The sequence below is a fragment of the Providencia sp. PROV032 genome, from assembly GCF_028484875.1.
GTDB lineage: Bacteria > Pseudomonadota > Gammaproteobacteria > Enterobacterales > Enterobacteriaceae > Providencia > Providencia rettgeri_E.
In genome coordinates, this window is the sequence record NZ_JAMPSX010000017.1 from 106,746 (window position 1) to 127,706 (window position 20,961).

A 20,961-nucleotide genomic window follows, 5' to 3' on the forward strand; every position below is an offset into this window, starting at 1 on the left:
GTTAAATGTTAAGTCATCCAATAAATAAAATTAAATTTTGCCTTGCCAAGTCATCGAGGCTTTTTCCATCAACTGGTAAACATGTTCAAACATCTCATCACTGCGTTTGTGCGGATCAGGGATTTCGGTTTTATTGACCCATTGCCCAAATAACATCACTTTGCCGCGAGTTTCAGGAAACTGTTGGTGGATTTTAGCAATATGTTCGTTTTCCATCACTAGGATTAAGTCTGCTTTATTACATAATTCGCTGGTTAAGCGACGTGATTGATGGTTTTCAAGGGAAAGGTTATGTTGCTCGGCAATCCGAATGGCACTGTCATAAGCTGGCATGTCATTTTTGGCGATAATGCCCGCTGAATGAACCGTTTTTTCGGGAAAATAGTGCTGCAATAAACGCTCCCCCGTAGGAGAGCGACAGATATTTCCCATACAAACAACGAGAATATTATTAAACATATCGATTACCAGTCGTGAATACGCTTGGTACCTTCGGTTAATTGATTATATGAAGCGATAGTTGGTAATAACTGAGTGATTAGACGGTTCCAACGTACCACAGGGGCTGCGGTAACATACACTAAGTCATAAGGCTGTAGTTTAAATTCAGTACCCATCACGAGTGAGGTGGCATCCGATAAGTCTAACTGATAGACCGCAGCCATTTTTTTCGGTAACAAGGCTTCAAGTTCTTTGTCTTCCGCTGGCTGGTTTTTAATTGGGCGGATAACAAATACGCCTGTTGCATTGGCTGTATTTTGGTCTATCCCGCTCGCTTTGCTTAGGGCTTCAGTAATACTCATACCTGCGCGGTCAATAGTTAAGGTCGTTGGTTGGCCGACTTCACCCATGACAAACACTTTTTGGCTATCATTACGTGGTACATACAGCACATCACCCGGCAGCATCAGGTAGTTTTGGGTTAAATCCCCATACTGAACTAAATCTTGTAATGACACTTTGATTTCTTTGCCATTACGGGTAAGCACCACATTATCCCAATCGGCTTTTTCGGTTAAGCCACCGGCATTATTAAAAGCTTCTAAGATAGTCAGTGGCACGTTAGTGATAGGCAACGTACCTGGTTTAGCGACTTCGCCAGACACATACATTTTTTGCGAACGGAAGGCTGCAATACTGACATCCACTTGCGGGGATTCAATATAAGTGGCTAAGCGGTTACTGATTAATGTACGGATTTCAGTGACCGTTTTACCGATAACTTTGACTTTGCCAATATACGGGTAGTAGATGGTGCCATCTGAATGCACCCAGTTACCAGAATCTTGCGCACTACGGTATGAACCCGCAGGGATGGTCAGTTCAGGGTGGTCCCATACTGTGATGGTTAATACATCACCAGCACCTACACGGTACTCATAGTTAGTCAGTTGCTTTTCTAACTGAGAGTTTGGTTTGGCAATGGTTGGTGCGGTATACATATCATCCAATAATTTTGGGGAGATTGGGTAGATATCAACCAATTTGGTAATATCTCGGTCACCCGTATCAACCACATTTTTGCCAGAGGTTGACATATAGGCACCGGGGGTGACGGTGCAGCCTGTAAGTGTAACTAGGATGAAGGAGGTAATGGATAAACGCTTAATCATTATCATTATTTCCATGAAATCTTATTGATATTAATGTAGTTATAGAAACAAGAAGAAATATCATTTTTGGTATAATTCTAAATATTCATTAGCCATTCTAGTAAGTGAATATTTATGAATGATATGTAATCGTGCATTTTTTTGCATAGAATTTTTTTCCTCTGGGCTCAAGTTAAGTGAACTAAATATTGCAGATTTTAATAAGTTAGGATCATGCGGCGGAACAATAAAACCATATTGCCCTACTACATCTTTAACACCTCCACAATCAGTGCCAATTACGATAGCTTCACAGGCCATAGCTTCTGCGATCACTAAACCAAATCCTTCCCATGCTGAAGGGAGAATAAATAGATCACATAAAGATAGTAGCTCAGGGATATCATGTCTAAGGCCAAGAAAAATGATGTTTTCTTGAAGGCCTAATTGAGTTGACAGTTGAATTAAGGATTGTTCTAGAGGCCCACTTCCGACAATTAGTTGTATAAAGTTGGAACCATACTCTTGTTTAAATAAAGCTAGGGCATTAAAAAGATTTGGATAATCCTTTTGTTTTGTCAGACTGCCAATAGATAAAATAATTAATTTATTATTAGCGTTATAAAACTCGCTGGGAAAAACACTTTTATCTAGTTTTTTAAACTTCGTAATATCAATCCCATTATCAATGCAGATAATCTTGTTTTTATTAGCCGCATGAGATTTAATAAAAGAATTAACGGCATCCTGGCTGACGTTTGTCGTAACTTCAGATAAAAAATCAGTTACCCTATACAACATAGAACGAATCAATGAACCATCAACGGTATTATGAGCGGATGAAATTAGCTTAGGGATTTTTACTAGTAATCGGCATATGCGTGATATAATTATTGCATGAAACATATGAGAATGGACTACATCAGGCCTGATTTTTTTTATAATTTTTTTCAAAGTAAATATAGCTTTTATAAAGCTAACGACTCCACGGATATTTAGATTTATGATATCAATTTCTTGGGATTTCGGAACCACTAATATAGGAGATGTCAGTGAAACTATAGTAACAGAATTGTGTTTTTTTTTATAATCATCAGCAAGGCTAGATACTATTTTCTCTGCCCCACCCATACCTAATCCGGTGATAACTAGTAATATTTTCATGCTTTGTCTAATCTCTAAATGTGATAATTTTATTTATGGCGAATTTGGTTTTTTCTACAACGATATCTTCATTGAAATTATTTATTACGTTTAATAAAGCATTTTGAGATAGAATGTTTAAGTGTTCAGTAGTAGAATTAAGTATTATCAACATTTTCGAATATAAATCATGTGTATTTCTAGCATCACATAAATAACCATTCATGCCATTGGATATGATATCTTTACAGCCAGGGATATCAGAAGCTATCGCTGGTAACCCCATAGCACCAGCTTCAATTAGTGTTCTGGGTAAACCTTCACTATATGAGGGGAGAACAATACAGTCGCACATATTATAAAGCGCTGGCATGTCATTTATTGCACCAAGCCAAGTTATATTAGATTTTTTTTTCCAGTTATCTAATTGTTCTATTGAAATCGCAGTTCTATTTTCTTTATCAATATTACCAGCAATATACAAATGACAGTTATATTTTTTTTTATCAATCAACTCGAACGCACTAATGAGTTCGTTGATACCTTTATCTCTTATTAGTCGACCTACGAATAAAAAATTAAAAGAATCACTGCGTTCTTTATTATGATTTTTTTTGAATTTTTTCAAATTAACGCCAGAACCAGGAGTCAAAATAATTTTTTCACTGCATATATTAAATTTTTGTTTTATAAATAGCTGGTCATGTTTATTTTGACAAAAAATAAAACTAGAATGATTTAGGATTTTTTTGTAGAGTAAAGATGCTATATAGTACAAAATATTACGTTTGTAAAATGCTGTACCTAGCCCAGTTATATTGTTTATCACTGAACAATTGTTTATTTTTGCAGCTATGGTACCATATATATTATTTTTTATTGTGAAATTAATACATATATCAGGTGAATTTTTTTTGTAAATAGAATGAAGTTTTAATATGGTTTTAATTTCACGTATAGGGTTTAATGATTTTCTATTTATACTTAAATCTTCCCATTCAACGTTAAGCTCATCAATTAATTTTTGTGAGTAAACATCAAACGGTGCAATACATATTATTCTATAGCCATCATTTTTTAATGATTTTAATACGGAATATCTAAAGTTATATAGATACCATGATGTATTTGCAGAGAAACAAAGTGTTTTTTTATATGTCATAGTGTTTTTTGTGTATCGTAGAGAAATTTAAACATTTTTTCTAATTGCTTTTCTATAGTAAAGTTAACTATATATTCTCTTTCATTTTTTTGTATTTCACAGTATTTTTGATAATTATTATCTATGTAATCAATATTCTCTAATACTTGGTTTATATCGTTAATATCGGTTAATATTCCTCTATTCTCACCAAGAATAAAATTATTCGAACCGACATTTTTAAATGCGATAGGTATAGTGCTTCTACACATCATTTCTGGGAGTGTTTTTGATGTTCCTTCTGTGTAACTAGGTAAAATAGAATATTTACATTTATCTATGATCTGGTTGAATGAATTCATATCTGTAATATGGCCATAAATCAAAATATTAGTTAACTTTAGTTCGTTGATTGTTTTCTTAAGGATTGGCATATCAGGTCCATCGCCTAATATATGGAATAAGTATTTTTTCCCTAAATGACTTTTAGCCAGTTCAATGATGAAATTATAGTTTTTAAGTTTTTCAATACGGCCAATAAAGCAAATTCCATTACAGTCAGATTTGTCTTTAATTTCTCTTGATAAATCGTTAAAGGAATGAGTGGTTGAATAAAATGCTATCCCTTTTTTTATGTATTTTATGTTTTTATTCAGTAGGGTATCACCAGTAAATACACATTTTTTATTTCTGATTGTTAAGTTTTCTAATTTAGGCAATATGAAAGCTAAATGTTTTTTCGAAGGATAGTTGTATTTTAAACTTTCTTTCCAATCACCAGCAACGTAAAAACTGAATCTATCAGAGGAAATTATAGATTTAATACAGAAATACACTTGTAAAACATAAATAGAAGGAATTCTAAACTGGATGTGGTAGTCTTTATCGTTAATTAATTCTTTGATTTTTGAGATTATTTCCTTTTTATTTTTTAAAATGAGTCTATTAGACTTTGTATAATTTGTTAAAGGTACATATCGTACATTATTAATAATATATGAATTAGGAATTACGTCTGTAGTACTTGATACATATGTTGTAGTGGAGTTAAAATTAGAATAATGCTCTAAAATATTATTCAAAGCATTATTTCTTGAGCCTGTACTAGTGGTTATATGGGGTTCGCCAATAACTATTAAATTCATTATATCCTCTAATTTCTATCGATTTACTATTTTTTTTCCGTGTCTTTTTTAAAAAAATAATTGTTTGTTACATAAATAATAAGCAAAGGCAACAATACTTGCTTTATTAGAGGGGAGAGGATACTAGAGAAGTCACCTCTGAGTGCATATATTAAAAAAGGTATCATTAATATATAGATTATTAGATAGTTCATATTCTTCATTGATAAATAGTATATATAATTAATAAATATGCCTATTATAAAAAACCAAAGGAATATACCAACCCAAGAAAAGTTTATATAGCCTTCAGCAGCAAAAGAAAATCCATAACCTCGACCCTGGGCGACGATCTCAGGGTTATACTCATTATTATACCATGAAATACTATTATCAAATTTATAAATAAATCCAGGGATTAATGCTCTACCAATATCATTTAAGAGTGATGCTCCATATTGCAAAGGGGGAGGATTATCAAAAATCTTATCTAGATTATAGCCTGCACTTCGGAATTCTCCATCAGCTAGCTTAATAACAACGGGAATATTAGATGAAGATGACTCGAAAGATGTGCGAGTAAATAAATTTTTATATTCACCAAGAATTGGAATAGCTAATAAAATAGACATAAAAAGGATTATTATCCTTTTTCTTGAAAAATTCCAAATGGCATATCCTGATATTATAATAATAACCATAAAGGATATGATTATATTTCGTTCTCCAAGCAATAATGTTGATAGGATAAAGTAAAGGAAATTAAAAGAAATAAATATAACGGGGTATTTACTCCCCGTGTTTTTTTTATATATTAACCATAACAGTATAGTTAAATTTAAAAAGCCATAAAAAGAACCAAGGGTATTGTCAAATTCACTTTTTGTCTGAGCATTAGAACTGATGAAACTTAGGGGGATGATTAAAGTTAAAATTAGTGATATTGTATAATAAAAAATAATCGTTTTCTTTTTAATTTTATTCGCAAATGAAATGTTGAATTTTTCTTTCTTATTTATAAAAAAGAAGCCAGAAAAAAGGAATCCTATTGTAGCCAAAAAATTAGCTAAAATAATATCATTAACATTATTGACGAACCTAAAGTTAGCATAATGCAAATATATAATACTTAGATGGTAAATATTTATAAAGAAAACATACCACGCAAAAGGGCTCGCTGGTGATAACTTGGAAATTAATATACAGAAAAATACACAAATAAAGGTGGATAATAAAATAAAATCTGAATCATTATAGATTACGGATAATATGACTATAGCAATACATAAAGTATAAATGAATAATTGAGATAAAACTTTAGACATAATTCATTAAAAACCATGTTAGTAATAAAAAATTTAAAGTAATTTGTAAGGTCAGGTATAAAATTAATTTTTTTTCTCTTTCAAATAATGATATTGCACATAATAGGCCATAGATATATGAGCTAAATAAGACGGCAAGAGATACGCCAATCAAACCATAACTCAAACAACAATATATGGTTATAGACATCAATATCATTTGTAATGTTACCATTTTTGACATTAAAAATGATTTATTTTTTGCGATCAATATCGGTTCGGAAATTTTATATATCATTCTAGGATAGATAGAAAAGCTTAAAATTGTTAATACAGTAACTAGCGATGACCACTCATTTCCTAAAACAATTGAAATAATTTCGTGGCCAAAAAAAATTAATGTTATATTAATGAAAAATGAAACAATGAAGTTAATTAAGATACTTTTTTCGATTATATTTTTTTGTGATGAATAATTCTGCTCTATGCTGAAATTTTTAAGGAAGGCCTTATTTATAATCTGCCCAACTAAATTACATGGAACAATCATGAGCTGATATGCTCTTGTATAAAAACCTAACTTTTCAATCCCTAAGTACTTAGAAACCATAAAGTTATCAACTTGCCCACTTATATTACTTACTATTTGTATGTATGAAATAGAAAACGCTCTAGCTAATGTATTACTATAATTATCAAAAGATATCTTTAGCTTCATATTAATTTCAAAACATTTTTTTACAACTAAAGCGAAATAAACTATTGGTTGTAATATAGTTGCAATAACTAGAGACCATGCGCCATAGTTTAATATAGCAAGTATAACCGCAGGTATAAAATATCCTAAAGTAAATGAAATGGAGTCGTAAATAGCTATGGATTTAAACATTGAATGACGAAGAATATAACCTTCAAATGAAACTACAACTCCTTTAAATAATAAGCTTATTGTTAAAGCTGAGATGTAATAGCTAATATTTTCAGATGTGAAAAAGGTGTATACGTCACCTGAATATATATATATTAACAATGCGAAAAATATAGAAATTAGCGAGCAGGTGAAAATAGATTGAAAAAGTATAATATCAATTTTTTTCTCAGAGGCGGTGATTACCAACTGGCAACCACCTAATTGAGCAATGATAGATAGAAAATTTATTAGTAATAAAGAACTACTTATTACTCCAAATTCGTAAGGAGTTAAAAGTCTTGCAAGTATTATTATAGACAAAGATTGAGCTATATATCTAAATAATGTACCAATCAAGCTCCACTTTAAATTTTTCTTTAATGACATGGCAATTATTGTTTTAAATACCAGTCAATTGTAAGCGTTATACCAGATTGAATAGTGTATTTAGGTTTATAGTCTAGCAATGTAGTTGCTTTGTTAATATCAGCTTGAGAATGCCTTACATCACCAGGCCTGAATTTTTTATATATTGGAGTGGCTGGTGAAATATTTGCAGTATCCTCCAAGTATTTTGTTATATAAGAGTATAGTTGATTTAAAGTAGTTCTATTACCAACAGCAACATTATAGATATTATCTTTATGTTCATCTTTAGCAGTTGCGGCGAGGATATTCATTTGAACAACATTATCTATATAACAAAAATCACGGCTAGTTTCACCGTCTCCATTTATGATAATTTCTTCAGAGTTTAGTACCGCGCCAATCCACTTGGGAATTACGGCAGCATATGCACCATTTGGATTCTGCCTACGACCAAATACATTAAAATAGCGTAACCCTATAGTTTTAAAATCATACACTTTAGCATACACGCCAGCATATAGTTCATTTACATATTTGGTGACGGCATATGGGGACAGGGGGTTTCCTATATTTTCTTCAACTTTAGGTAAGGCGGGATGATCCCCATAAGTTGAACTACTTGCTGCATAAGTAAAACTTTTCACATTTTCATTTTTTGCAGCTTGAAGTATATTTAAAAATCCAGTTATATTCGCAGCATTTGTTGCTAATGGGTTTTCTATTGACCGAGGAACTGAACCAAGAGCTGCTTGATGTAGGACGTAATCAATTCCTTTAACTACGCGGGCACATGTATCAAAGTTACAAATATCTCCTTCAATAAAAGAGAAATTATTCCATTGTTCTTCTGTAACTGAAGATTGGACTTCATCTAAATTATGTTGAAATCCAGTAGAAAAATTATCAAGACCAACAACTATTTGGTTTAATTTCAATAATTCCTCTAATAAATTTGATCCGATGAAGCCTGCTATACCAGTGACTAACCATTTTTTAGGGGCAAGAATTAGCTCATCACGGATTTTGTCGATTTTATTCATTTGTGTTCACCAGATCATTATAATCGAATATCTACTTCTTCTTTAGGTAAAATATATTTTAAGTCATATAAAATATGAGTGTTTTTACCAAATGAGTGGATTATTTCACTGCCTAACTCTTTAAATTTATTATGGCCAACGGCTATAATAATAGAATCATAATGAGATTTTTTAATCTCAGGAATTAATGGAATATTGTATTCTCTTTCAGCTTCTTCAGAAGAACACCAAGGGTCAAACACATCAACATTAATATTATATTCTTTTAATTCTGAAATTATATCAACGACTTTAGTGTTTCTTAAATCAGGGCAGTTTTCTTTAAATGTTAAACCTAAAATTAACACGTTAGAGTTTTCGATTTGAATTTTTTTACTAATCATTTTTTTGACTAGTTGGGATACAACAAAACGGCCCATATTATCATTTAAACGACGGCCAGCAAGGATCATTTCAGGATGGTATCCAGCGCTTTGAGCTTTATGGGTCAGATAGTACGGGTCAACACCAATACAATGACCGCCAACTAGACCTGGACGAAATGGTAGGAAATTCCATTTTGTTCCTGCAGCTTCTAGTACTTCAAGCGTATCAATATTAAGTTTATTAAAAATAATTGATAATTCATTTATTAGCGCAATATTTACATCACGTTGAGTATTTTCAATTACTTTCGCTGCTTCAGCTACTTTGATACTAGATGCTTTGTGAGTCCCTGCTTCAATAATTAAATTATATACAGTATCAACTGTATCAGCTGTTTCTGGTGTAGAGCCACTCGTGATTTTTAAAATGTTAGTTACTCTATGCTCTTTATCGCCAGGATTAATTCTTTCTGGGGAATATCCCGCAAAAAAATCAACATTAAATAACAATCCTGAATTTTTTTCTAAAATTGGAATACATACTTCTTCTGTAGCTCCTGGGTAAACCGTTGATTCATAAACAACAACATCACCTTTTTTTAGTATTGTTGCGATACTTTCAGAGGCTTTAATTAAGGGGGTTAGGTCTGGTTGTTTATGACCATCAATTGGGGTTGGAACTGTAACAATAAAGAAATTACAGTTTTTTAATAAAGCTAAATCAGATGTATAAGTTAAACTATCCGCTTGTCGTAATTCCTCAGTAGTACACTCTAATGTATTATCAATATAATTACTGAGCTCAGATATTCTTTTTTTATTAATATCAAAGCCGACAGTTGGTGTTTTTTTCCCAAATTCAACTGCCAAAGGAAGCCCAACGTACCCGAGCCCTATAATTCCGATTTTTAGGTCTTTTGATAATGACATATATTTTACTCTTTTTTGATCTGAATATGTGGAATCGCTATGTTATCAACCATAGCTACCGCACTGGGTTGTCGGGTCCCAGAGCACCATTGAATTTGTAAATGCACACTTATTAATTGAAAACATTGCATTTTTTGCTAATCTGTTCAATTGATAAGCATGGCTTATTGTTTTTTGCCGCCCAAAGAGTATGCCTCGTGACGAATCGGGTCAAGCAAAAGCGCTTAATAATACCATTAAAGCTAGTTACTGACTATCACGGCAATAGTCTTAGAGAATAGTCTTAATAGGAGTGGCAGTAAAATAAGTTATTTTAAATTATTAGGTTATAATCCTATTCTTACGCTTTGTACGTGATTAAATATTTTAGTTAAGTTATCCCTTGTATATCATTATCTTTAGTATGGATTTTATGAAAGTAAGATGCCTATGTATCTATTTTTACCCTGATTTAGCGTAAAGATATATTAATAAAACATTCGATTGATTATATTAATTAATTTGAGTATTGATTGGAATTATATAAATAATATATTTTTAACTAAAATAATAATGCAGAGGGGATAAAAAAATGGATTATGCTAAGGACATAACCCATTTTGATTAAATATACTTAATGTGTGCCAATTACCACTTAAACGGCACGTTTACCGTAACGGCAGCGCCTAAATCATTGCGTGTTTCGTAATCAGTTTTAGATACCCAAACCTTCGCGTCAGTGCTGACGTCATTGTCAAAGTTATGCCACCAACCGAAATCAACGCCTTTGATGGTTTCTGATTTAGGGAATAACTTGTTGCCATCAAAGTTAGATTTATTCACCTTCGCATACATGAGGCGGGTGCTGACACGGTTATCATCATCGAGAGTGTATTCCACTTTAGTGGTGAGCATGCGTCCGTCGCCGCCCATCGCGTGGCCTAGTGATGCACCTTGTTGGTAATAACCCTCAGTATAGATAAAGTGGCGATACATTACGCCGTCTTTGTCCCACTCAGTATGGGTGTTCGCGCCTTCAATATACCAATTGAGTGGCTGGCCCCATAGGGTATGGTAACCTTCGATACCGCCCATAAAGGCGTTTTTCGATGGGAAGAGGTTAGCTTCATCTTCACCCACCATTTGGCCGTAGAAACTGACGGGTATGTCAATTAATGGATAAAGTTTTAGTTTGAAGTCTAAGCCAGCCAACTGGTTACCTGGGTCTTTATTCTTATCTCCGGTGTTATCCTTTCCACCCATCGCATCCCAGAAAGAATCCCAGTTGTTCGGGCGGCCATCGCCTCCCCACATGACCACGCGTGAACCACCGAGTTCGAAGAAATCAGTTGGGTTCATAGTCATGCGTAGGCCAATCAGCTTGGTATTTTTGGGGTCATACTGTTTGAATTGTGCAGCCGTTAACTGATATTGCCATGAACCAATCCAAGAAAGCCATGGGGTTTCAAAAGGGCTTTGGTCAGCACGTTGAATGAGAAAACCGGTCATAGGACGGGCGGCGTCGGTACGAATTAAGCTACCATCGTGGCCAGGACCCCACCATTGTGGGATCTCACCAAAAGTTACCCATTGGTTCCAAATTTTTACACCACCGTATGAGCCGTTGAGGTTGTAGTCAGAGCCATTTTCAACGCGTAAAGCCCGTTCGCCATTAGCCGTCAGGTTTAAGTCTATATCGTCAGTGCTGTAATTGCCTGAAACGGTATAGCGAATGTCACTATACTTACTTTGAGCAAAGCCTTGTGGCATGGAGTTATGGCTCGATGCAAAGTGAGTTTCGAGTTGAACGCTGTTTTTCTTGCGGTCGAGGTTCTTTTTGATGCGCTGAATAATGGCTTCTTGTTCGCTACTCGTAATATTTGCATTATTTAAGGAGCGGGTGATCTCTTCTTGGGACAGCGGCCAAGTGGATAAGCTAATTTGGATAACGTTGCGCTCAGAAAGCCAAGCAAGGTCACTGCGTAAGTTGTTATCTGGTAAAACTAATCCCCCTGCAATGCTTTGTGCACTTATCGCACCGAGGACAGCGAGCATGGCTAGCTTAGTGAGCTTGAAATTTTTCATTGATAAATCCATTTGAAGTTGAGTTCGCCTAATATTGAACAGGTAAATAAACCTATAAATAAAAACCTATAAATAGAATTAAAATATGATTATTAGCAGCCTATTATTATAAATATCAAAATAGCTATTAGGTTGGGCTTCTGTGCCTTCTATGAAACTAGAAATCATCACACTTTAACTAGGTAAAACAGAATATCAGATAAATATGCAAGGTATAGGACTTAGTAACATATTAAGATATAAAGTAATATATATGTTTTTGGTGTTATGTATTAATAATTCTTTTTTATCTTATTGGTTATTTTTATTTTGAACGAAAAAAAGCCATAAATGGAGTTATATATTGGTGTTTTGTTTAGGGATTATGGCTTTTAGGGGGAGTATCAGAACATTCTAGGCGTTAGATTTATTTTGTGGATAAATATTAAAGGCCTTCTCTTTTAAAAGAAGGCCTTTGGCTGGCTAGATTTCGGTGTGGTTAACGTCCATGCTCAGGTAACCAGATTTGTAACCTTAAACCACCTAATGGGCTATCATCCGCTTTTACCCAACCTTTATGTTGCGTTATTGCGGTTTCAACAATTGCAAGGCCTAAACCAGTTCCACCGGTTTCTCGGTCTCTAGCTTCATCGGTTCGGTAGAATGGGCGGAAAATGTGCTCGCGGTCAGCAGGGCTAACACCCGGGCCATCATCATCGACAGTGATTAAAATGCCGTTATTTTCTTCTTTGAAATCAACGGCAATGTGGGTATGTGAATAACGTAATGCGTTACGCACAATATTTTCAAATGCACTACCGACAGCGGAAGGGTTGCAATATAACGGCCAAGGTCCAGGGTGAGAAGTGACCTCGAGCGTTTTGTTCATTTGTTCGGCTTCAAAGCTAGCGTCATCTAAGATATCGCCCCAAAGTTCATCGGCTTTGATATTTTCACGCAAGATCTCGTTTTTGTGCTGGCTGCGAGACAGCACCAGCAAATCGTTAATCATGCTATCTAGACGATGGGTCTCGGTTTCGATGCGTTCGAGCTCTTTACTTTCTCCATGGCGACGGCGCAATAAGGCTGTTGCCAGTTGCAAACGTGTCAATGGAGTCCGTAATTCATGAGAAATATCAGAGATTAAGCGTTGCTGAGCGCTAACCATACCATCAAGGGCACTGATCATCTGGTTAAAGCTATTCCCCGCAGATAAGAACTCTTGTGGGCCAGCTTCTAGCTCTGGGTGTGGCCGTAAGTTTCCTTTCGCGACATCGTCTGCTGCCATTTTTAACTTACGAGCAGGGCGGGCAAGGCTCCAAGATAACCATAATAATAATGGAGCGCTGATCAGCATTGTTGCGATCAGTAATAAGAAAGGCCTATCAAACAATAAGTTAATAAAGTCAGATTGTGGGCTGCTTGCTGGGCGAACTAAATATAGCTGGTAGTGGTCTTCCCCATCGCGAATGGAGAATGGCCCGAGGATTTCGGCTCGTCCATATTTTTTCTTTTTCGGGTGATCGGCGTTATCGGATTGCCCAATAAAGTTACGTATCACCTGCATTTCACTTGGCATCGCACCAATCACACGGCCTTCACTGGTGACGATAATCAACCGTTGGCCGGGAGGTGCCCATTTTTTGATGGCGTTAGAAATACGCCGCCACCAAAGAAGGTCATTGAGCGGAGCTTGTGCGAGTTCGGCTTCAATATGTTGTTCAAGCATCTCCCCTTGGCGTTGTTCACTCTCCATAAGGACGGTGATTTGCCGAGAGTCGAGCTTGGGCACCATCAGCACTAGCATTAATACTAGCGCGAGGGTAAACCAGAAGATCGCAAAGATCCTTGCGGTTAAGCTGTTGATCATGTGGCAGAAACCATTAAGTATCCGCGGCCACGTAGGGTTTTAAACCATGGTTGGCCATCAGTGCGCTCTGGCAGTTTGCGGCGTAAGTTTGAAATATGCATATCAATAGCACGGTCAAACGGTGTTAAACGCTTCCCAAGTACTTCTTGGCTAAGGTGTTCACGAGAAACCACTTGGCCTAGGTGCTGTGCGAGCAGATATAACAACGTAAATTCGGTACCTGTTAAGTCCAAAATTTCATCATCAAAGCTGGCTTCTTGGCGACCTGGGTTAAGTTGCAGTTTATCAACTTGTAAAACAGGGGTATTGCTATTGTCGCCTTGAGTTTGCTCGCTCCAGTTAGAACGACGCAATAAAGCACGAATACGGGCTACCAGCTCACGGTCATTGAACGGTTTAGGGAGATAGTCGTCCGCACCTAATTCTAGGCCCAGAACTTTATCTAACTCACTACCGCGAGCCGTTAACATGATAACAGGGGTCTGATGGATTTGGCGCAGTTCTTTTAATGTCTCAATACCATTTTTTTTCGGCATCATGACATCAAGTAGTAACAGGTCAATGGATGAGTCAATTTGCTGTAATGCCTGTTCACCATCATAGGCGATGACAACATTGAAACCTTCCATTTCCAGCAGTTCTTTTAATAGCGACGTGAGTTCACGGTCGTCATCAACTAATAGGATTTTATGCATTTTTTAAGTCCTCCAACTGCCAAAATACGATAACAATCTGTACGATTCCATGACTTTACGTTCTTTTACATGCTCTGACGCTAGTTTGCAGCCACAGGTGTATATTTGTTCACATTGAATCACGAGCACAGTTCGGAGACAAGGTGTCAAATGCTGAGAACAACACATAGCAAAGTACATAATACAGTACATAAAACCGCAATGTTAGTTTTAGCTTCTACGTTTGTGTTCGGGCCAGCGGTTGCTTTTGCAGAAGAACCACAAAGTGCTGCAAATGAAAGTTCAACACCTTTGATGTTACAGATGCAGTCTGAGCCAACTACGCCGTCAGGTAATGCGGTTGTGCCCTTCCAACATCATGAGTTATTTAGCAGTGAAGAACGTGCCAGTACCTTTATGTTTAATGGTATCACGTTAAATGAAAAACAGCGCCAGCAATTACGTGATTTAATGGCAACACAGCGCCATTATCGTGTTGATAACACTGCTTTAGTTAAAGAACGTGAAGCGCTGCACAAATTAATTATAGCGGATAGCTTTGATGACAAAGCGGTTCGTGAAGAACTTGAAAATCGAATGCAAAAAGAATTGGAACAACGTGTTGAAATGGCTCGAATTCACCATGAATTGTACCAGTTGTTAACGCCAGAACAGAAAACTGAACTTGAACGCATTCACCAACACAAAATGGCGGAATTTCAAGCGATGCAGTTTCAGTAAATTTAGTTATTAGTACCTGCCGTAATGCAAGTTAGTTAGTTTCATATTTTGAGTTTCATAGTAAGTAGTGAAGTAGCAGTAAGTGAAGTTTTTCCTTGCCATAGACACCATCCCTGTCTTTTATAGCCCCTTTTTGGGGCTTTTTTTTGTTTCTAAACTAGTCCTTTATTCATGGTTGTTAACTATAGTTGACAACTAAACGAAGGCTGCTAAGATAAAAACATAAAGACAAGGAGCAGTCTTATGATCACGGTTCTAACAACGGAATGTTTTGATAGTTGGATCAAAAACCTTAGAGATATTCGAGCTAAAACTAAAATTCTAGTGAGAATTAGGCGGTTAAAAAATGGAAATTATGGTGATGTTCAACCCATTGGTGATGGCTTTTCGGAACTGAGGGTACATGAAGGACAAGGGTATCGTGTTTACCTAAAGCAGAAAAACAATGTTATTGTAATTTTACTTTGTGGTGGGACAAAGGCAACGCAACAGAAGGATATCCATAAAGCTAAACTCCTTTTTGGTGAAGTTGAGGGGGAACTATGAATACTAAATTAAAAGAATTTGATATCGCTGAGTATTTAAACAGTGAAGAAGAAATACAGATGTATCTAAACGAAATTTTAGAGGAAGGTGACCCTAGTCTAGTTCTCGCTGCACTTGGTGATATTGCAAAGGCAAGAAATATGAGCCAATTAGCTAAAGAAGTTGGAATGAGTCGTGAAGGTTTATATAAGGCGCTATCAGGACAGGGAAATCCAACATTTATGACGATTATAAAAATCGTTAATTCTCTCGGATTAAAGCTACAGTTTAAGAGTATCTAAAAAATAGCTTATCTATGATTAGGTTAGTCATTAGCTAAGCTCATTATAAAAACAATGTATCCACCAAAGTAGGGCTCTCTTTATGACTCAGATATTAACGACGCAAGATTATCGCAATATGCCTTGGAAAAATGGCCAAGGGTCGACACTTGAATTGGCACGCAGTCATGGTGAAGGTTTAGATGATTTTGATTGGCGAGTGTCGATTGCCGATGTTAAAACCGCGGGAGCATTTTCGTTTTTCCAAAATCGACAACGTATTATTGGCGTATTGGAAGGCGAGGGACTTATTTTGCATGTAGATAAGAAACCAGCGGTGACCTTAAAACAAAAAGAATTTTTTGCTTTTAATGGGGAAAGCGACGTTTATGCGGAACTCGTTCAAGGTGCAATTCGGGATTTTAATGTCATCTATAACCCAGAAAAATATCAAGCTCGCCTACAATGGGTGAATACCGCGTTCATTAATTCTTGGGTGAGTGGCGCAAGTGAGATACTAATTTTTAATATTACGCCTAATTTGGGTGTAACAATTAATGCCGATTCCTTTTATTTACAGCCCTTTGAGACTCTAATTATCAAAGAAAATAGTGAAGCTTTACAATTTATTGTGGAACAAAATACAGAAAATGATTTTTGCATTATTGAGTTATTTATTAAGTAGTTAAGTTTCCCTGTTTTTAAGGAATATTTATACGTCATTGGTATTGTGCTTTTTATTGGAATAATATTCTGTCTATTTTGCAATTTTAATAAAAACATTATCAAATTCATATATAGGATAATTATGGCTTTATTCCTATTGTTATTTTCCGCAGAATTCATAGTCTTTAACGTCATTAAAAATAAGACCTATATACTAAAGGAAAATGTTCTATGAAGATGAAAGCGCTTGTGGCAGTTGCTGTTTCTGCTGTCATTTTAACGGGTTGTAAAAATTTAGATCAAGGGATGTTGACTAACTCAGGTATGCAATTATTCCAAGCAGCTACACTCAGTGATGCAGACGTTAAGAAATTCAGTGATGAATCATGTAAAGAAATGGATGCGCAAAACAAAATCGCACCAGCGTCCAGCAAATATGCCAAACGTTTAGATAAAATCGCAAAAGCACTGGGTAACGAAGTTGATGGCACCCCAGTAAACTATAAAGTTTATATGACTAGCGATGTAAACGCATGGGCGATGGCAAATGGTTGTGTACGTGTATACAGCGGTTTGATGGATGTGATGAATGATAATGAAGTTGAAGGTGTATTAGGTCATGAAATGGGCCACGTTGCATTAGGCCATACACGTAAAGCAATGCAAGTTGCTTATGCAACGGTTGCTGCACGTACCGCTGCATCATCGGCGGGTGGCGTTGTCGAGCAACTGAGTGCATCACAAGTTGCTGCTCTGGGTGAAAAACTGATCAACTCACAGTTCTCTCAACACCAAGAAAGCGAAGCAGATAACTTCTCTTATGATTTACTGAAAAAACGCGGTGTTAAAACTGAAGGTTTAGTTACTGGTTTTGAAAAATTAGCGAAAATGGGTAGCAGTGAAACAAGTATGTTTGATTCTCACCCACCATCAAGCGAGCGCGCACAAAACATCCGTGATCGTATTGCCGCTGACAAAAAATAATATTTAATTATTGATGTTAGTTAGATGTCGTTCTGGTGTAGTAATGTGATGATATATTGCTACACCAATTACTTATTTCCTGCTGTTTATCTCAATATTACTTTTCTTATATTACAAATCAGAACTTACCCCGTTGTGCCCCTGTAAGCGACTCTCTATCTTGTTTAATTAAATGACATTCGATTTTTTTTGTAATTTTGCAACTTTTCGACTGATAAAACGTTAGCAATAAAAAAGATAGAAAAAGTGCATAAAATTTCTCTTTTAACGAAGGGAATGGGCATGCTGTTATCGGTAACTTGCTATTTATTAACGGGTGTTTGCATGCGCTGGGGTACCAACCGTCAATGAACTCGCGTATTTATTGCGCCATTTTGTTCACCCTGTTGTGGCTAAGGATTATTGGATTGAGACACTATTTCGGCGTTACTTTGTTAATCAGTTTTTTTGTTCGTTAATCAAAAGAGCACCAAATGGGGATTTCCTTTTGTTTTATAGGTACAGCATCGAAGGAATTTAAGTGTTATCATCAGTACTTAATTTTTATTCCAAACTAAGATTTAACTAGGGTGATCCGCTTTAGTTGGTACTCTAGGGTTTTTTTTGTATTGAAAGATTTACCTATTGGGGTGATCGGCTAGAATTATGTAAACTGGATCACAATAAAACATAAAAGCTTGATGGAAAGCAGATGCATAATTCACTCTTTGCCGTATTATGCTGTTAGGTGAATCAATTCAGCATTAGTAAATCAGCATAATTAGCGTTTAGAAGATTAGCTGCGTAACGGTTTTATCGATTTGCAATTTTATATTCATTAATCAGAGGTCATCATGGTCAAGCAGATTAAAAGAATTGGGGTTTTAACGAGTGGTGGTGACGCGCCAGGCATGAATGCAGCAATCCGTGGCGTGGTTCGTGCAGCGCTAGGTGAAGGTTTAGAAGTCATGGGTATTTTTGATGGGTACCTTGGCCTATATGAAAACCGCATGAAGCAATTAGACCGGTATAGTGTGTCGGATATGATTAACCGTGGTGGTACCTTCTTAGGCTCAGCTCGTTTTCCGCAATTCCGTGATGAAAAAGTGCGTGCAGTTGCATTCGATAATCTGAAGAAAAATCATATTGATGCATTAGTGGTTATCGGCGGTGATGGTTCTTATTTGGGGGCTAAATCGCTGACGGAAGCTGGGTTCCCATGTATTGGTTTACCGGGAACGATTGATAATGACGTTGCTGGTACGGACTACACTATCGGCTATTTCACCGCGCTCGAAACCGTTGTTGAGGCAATTGACCGCCTCCGTGATACCTCGACTTCTCATAAACGTATTTCTATTGTTGAAGTGATGGGCCGTTATTGCGGCGATTTAACGCTATCTGCTGCGATCGCTGGGGGTTGTGAGTTCTTAGTGTTACCTGAACAAGAAATGGCTTTTGACCGTGAAGAACTGTTATCTGAAATCAAACGTGGTATTGAAAAAGGTAAACGTCATGCGATTGTCGCTATTACCGAGCACGTTTGTGACGTTGGTGAATTAGCGAAATATATTGAGCAGGAAACCCATCACGAAACACGTGCAACAGTTCTGGGTCACATCCAACGCGGTGGTTCTCCGGTTGCTTATGACCGCATTTTGGCATCACGCATGGGGGCTTATTCCATCCAACTTCTACTGGAAGGTTACGGTGGGCGCTGCGTTGGTATTCAAAACGAGAAGTTAGTTCATCATGATATTATTGATGCGGTTATGAATATGAAGCGTGTCTTTAAGAAGGATTGGTTTGATACGGCGAAGAAGCTGTACTAAAATCTTCGTCATATTTCAAGCTGTAGGAGGGTTGGCTACGCACACTAACCCTAGTCACATACTTATGTATGCCCCTAGGGATTAGCTTTGCTTGCCGCCTACCTACAACTTGAGATGGATATTTGTCATATTTCAAGCTGCAGGGGGTTGGCTAAGCTCACTAACCCTAGTGACATACTTATATATGATCCCCGAGCTATCCTCGTCTGTCGCCTAGTCACAACTTAAATCTCACCCTTACCTGTTCATATATTCCCCATAAGCATAAGTTTTTCTTTTTAATTATTTCCCGTAACTGGTGCTATCTGTCAGCCTCTCCTTATCATAAATTTAATGAGGAAAGTCCGATGGTGCGTTCATGGCAGGTAACAAAATCACAATTCACCACAGCATTATTATTGCTATTAGCGACAGGAACATGGGCGAAAAACATTCAATTACTGAATGTGTCTTATGACCCGACTCGTGAGTTTTATCAGCAATATAATCAGGAATTTAGTGATTATTGGAAAAAGAAAACGGGGGATACAGTCACTGTTCGTCAGTCTCATGGGGGGTCTGGTAAGCAAGCTATATCAGTCGTGAATGGGTTAGAAGCCGATGTTGTGACGTTAGCTTTAGCCTATGATGTTGATGCCATTGCACAAAGTGGCCGTATAGATAACAACTGGATAGAAAAACTTCCTGACAACTCAGCGCCTTATACATCGACTATCGTTTTTCTCGTTCGTAAAGATAACCCGAAAAATATTAAAGACTGGGATGACTTAGTCCGCAAAGACATCTCTGTGGTGACACCGAATCCTAAGACCTCAGGCGGAGCACGTTGGAATTATTTAGCGGCATGGGGATATGCGTTAGATAAAAACCAGCAAGACCCTGAAAAAGCAAAGCAATTTGTTAAACAACTTTATCAAAATGTGGAAGTACTCGATTCAGGGGCTCGTGGTGCGACCAATAGTTTTGTTGAACGCGGCATAGGTGATGTATTAATTGCTTGGGAAAATGAAGCGTTGTTAGCTATCAATGAGTTAGGGGAAAGCGGGCAGTTTGAAATAGTAACGCCAAGTATTTCGATTCTTGCTGAGCCAACTGTCGCTGTTGTTGATAAAACTGTCGATAAACGCGACCGCAGGGCTGTTGCCGAAGCTTACTTAGAGCACCTTTATTCTGTAGAGGGTCAGGAAATTGCAGCGAGAAACTATTATCGTCCACGAAACCAAGAGGTCGCCAATAAATACCAACAACAATTTCCTAAGCTTAAATTGTTGACGGTAGACGATAGTTTCGGTGGTTGGCAATCAGCGCAGGCAACGCATTTTGCGAATGGGGGGGTGTTCGACGAAATCATTCGACGCTAATACTCTTCATATTTCGTACTGTAGCGTTGTTGGCGACGCTCGCTAACCCTAGTCACATACTGGTGTATGCTCCTAGGGATTAGCTGC

General features: G+C 36.6%; 19 protein-coding genes. 7 read left to right on the forward strand and 12 right to left on the reverse strand.

Features of this window, described 5'->3' with window-relative positions; translation table 11 throughout:
- Positions 1-30: 30 nt before the first annotated feature.
- From PSF42_RS13060 to cpxR, 12 genes are all read right to left on the reverse strand, one after another.
- Positions 31-459 (reverse strand): arsenate reductase/protein-tyrosine-phosphatase family protein, encoded by a 429-nt coding sequence (locus PSF42_RS13060; protein ID WP_125895005.1) that lies wholly within the window; start codon positions 457-459, stop codon positions 31-33.
- A gap of 5 nt (positions 460-464) precedes the next feature.
- Positions 465-1,619 (reverse strand): polysaccharide export protein, encoded by a 1,155-nt coding sequence (locus PSF42_RS13065; protein ID WP_442959227.1) that lies wholly within the window; start codon positions 1,617-1,619, stop codon positions 465-467.
- A gap of 54 nt (positions 1,620-1,673) precedes the next feature.
- Complete coding sequence (locus PSF42_RS13070; RefSeq protein ID WP_272680161.1) at positions 1,674-2,756, reverse strand: glycosyltransferase; 1,083 nt, start codon at positions 2,754-2,756, stop codon at positions 1,674-1,676.
- A 7-nt stretch (positions 2,757-2,763) separates the two neighbouring features.
- Entirely contained in the window at positions 2,764-3,897 is a 1,134-nt protein-coding gene (locus tag PSF42_RS13075; protein WP_272680162.1) for a glycosyltransferase family 4 protein, read from the reverse strand.
- A complete protein-coding gene (locus tag PSF42_RS13080; RefSeq protein ID WP_272680163.1) occupies positions 3,894-5,021 on the reverse strand; it encodes a glycosyltransferase in 1,128 nt (375 codons plus the stop codon). The genes PSF42_RS13075 and PSF42_RS13080 overlap by 4 nt, the downstream gene beginning before the upstream one ends.
- 26 nt (positions 5,022-5,047) lie before the next feature.
- Positions 5,048-6,325, reverse strand: a complete 1,278-nt coding sequence (locus PSF42_RS13085; protein ID WP_272680164.1) for an O-antigen polymerase — start codon at positions 6,323-6,325, stop codon at positions 5,048-5,050.
- Positions 6,318-7,601 (reverse strand): oligosaccharide flippase family protein, encoded by a 1,284-nt coding sequence (locus PSF42_RS13090; RefSeq protein ID WP_272680165.1) that lies wholly within the window; start codon positions 7,599-7,601, stop codon positions 6,318-6,320. Before PSF42_RS13090 ends, PSF42_RS13085 begins: the two co-directional genes overlap by 8 nt.
- 5 nt (positions 7,602-7,606) lie before the next feature.
- Positions 7,607-8,623: an NAD-dependent epimerase/dehydratase family protein gene (locus PSF42_RS13095; RefSeq protein ID WP_272680166.1), complete on the reverse strand. Its 1,017-nt coding sequence runs from the start codon at positions 8,621-8,623 to the stop codon at positions 7,607-7,609.
- A gap of 17 nt (positions 8,624-8,640) precedes the next feature.
- The gene (gene tviB / locus PSF42_RS13100) at positions 8,641-9,918 is read right to left on the reverse strand and encodes a Vi polysaccharide biosynthesis UDP-N-acetylglucosamine C-6 dehydrogenase TviB (protein WP_272680167.1); all 1,278 of its coding nucleotides are present in this window, start codon (positions 9,916-9,918) and stop codon (positions 8,641-8,643) included.
- Positions 9,919-10,545: 627 nt separating this feature from the next.
- A complete protein-coding gene (locus tag PSF42_RS13105; protein WP_272680168.1) occupies positions 10,546-11,982 on the reverse strand; it encodes a capsule assembly Wzi family protein in 1,437 nt (478 codons plus the stop codon).
- Positions 11,983-12,460: 478 nt separating this feature from the next.
- Positions 12,461-13,831: an envelope stress sensor histidine kinase CpxA gene (cpxA, locus tag PSF42_RS13110; protein ID WP_125893565.1), complete on the reverse strand. Its 1,371-nt coding sequence runs from the start codon at positions 13,829-13,831 to the stop codon at positions 12,461-12,463.
- Positions 13,828-14,526, reverse strand: coding sequence for an envelope stress response regulator transcription factor CpxR (cpxR, locus tag PSF42_RS13115; RefSeq protein ID WP_004265224.1), 699 nt, complete (start codon positions 14,524-14,526; stop codon positions 13,828-13,830). The genes cpxA and cpxR overlap by 4 nt, the downstream gene beginning before the upstream one ends.
- Positions 14,527-14,676: 150 nt before the next feature.
- Here cpxR and PSF42_RS13120 point away from each other — a divergent pair, with 150 nt between their 5' ends.
- From PSF42_RS13120 to PSF42_RS13150, 7 genes are all read left to right on the forward strand, one after another.
- The gene (locus PSF42_RS13120; protein WP_213913730.1) at positions 14,677-15,246 is read left to right on the forward strand and encodes a Spy/CpxP family protein refolding chaperone; all 570 of its coding nucleotides are present in this window, start codon (positions 14,677-14,679) and stop codon (positions 15,244-15,246) included.
- A gap of 243 nt (positions 15,247-15,489) precedes the next feature.
- On the forward strand, positions 15,490-15,792 hold the full coding sequence (locus PSF42_RS13125; protein WP_125893514.1) for a type II toxin-antitoxin system RelE/ParE family toxin: 303 nt from the start codon (positions 15,490-15,492) through the stop codon (positions 15,790-15,792).
- Positions 15,789-16,073, forward strand: coding sequence for an addiction module antidote protein (locus tag PSF42_RS13130; protein WP_004265229.1), 285 nt, complete (start codon positions 15,789-15,791; stop codon positions 16,071-16,073). Before PSF42_RS13125 ends, PSF42_RS13130 begins: the two co-directional genes overlap by 4 nt.
- A gap of 82 nt (positions 16,074-16,155) precedes the next feature.
- The gene (locus tag PSF42_RS13135; RefSeq protein WP_248467240.1) at positions 16,156-16,737 is read left to right on the forward strand and encodes a HutD/Ves family protein; all 582 of its coding nucleotides are present in this window, start codon (positions 16,156-16,158) and stop codon (positions 16,735-16,737) included.
- Positions 16,738-16,949: 212 nt separating this feature from the next.
- On the forward strand, positions 16,950-17,702 hold the full coding sequence (locus PSF42_RS13140; protein ID WP_125893510.1) for a M48 family metallopeptidase: 753 nt from the start codon (positions 16,950-16,952) through the stop codon (positions 17,700-17,702).
- Positions 17,703-18,535: 833 nt separating this feature from the next.
- The gene (gene pfkA, locus PSF42_RS13145; RefSeq protein WP_125893508.1) at positions 18,536-19,513 is read left to right on the forward strand and encodes a 6-phosphofructokinase; all 978 of its coding nucleotides are present in this window, start codon (positions 18,536-18,538) and stop codon (positions 19,511-19,513) included.
- A gap of 347 nt (positions 19,514-19,860) precedes the next feature.
- A complete protein-coding gene (locus tag PSF42_RS13150) occupies positions 19,861-20,874 on the forward strand; it encodes a sulfate ABC transporter substrate-binding protein (RefSeq protein WP_248467239.1) in 1,014 nt (337 codons plus the stop codon).
- Positions 20,875-20,961: the final 87 nt, after the last annotated feature.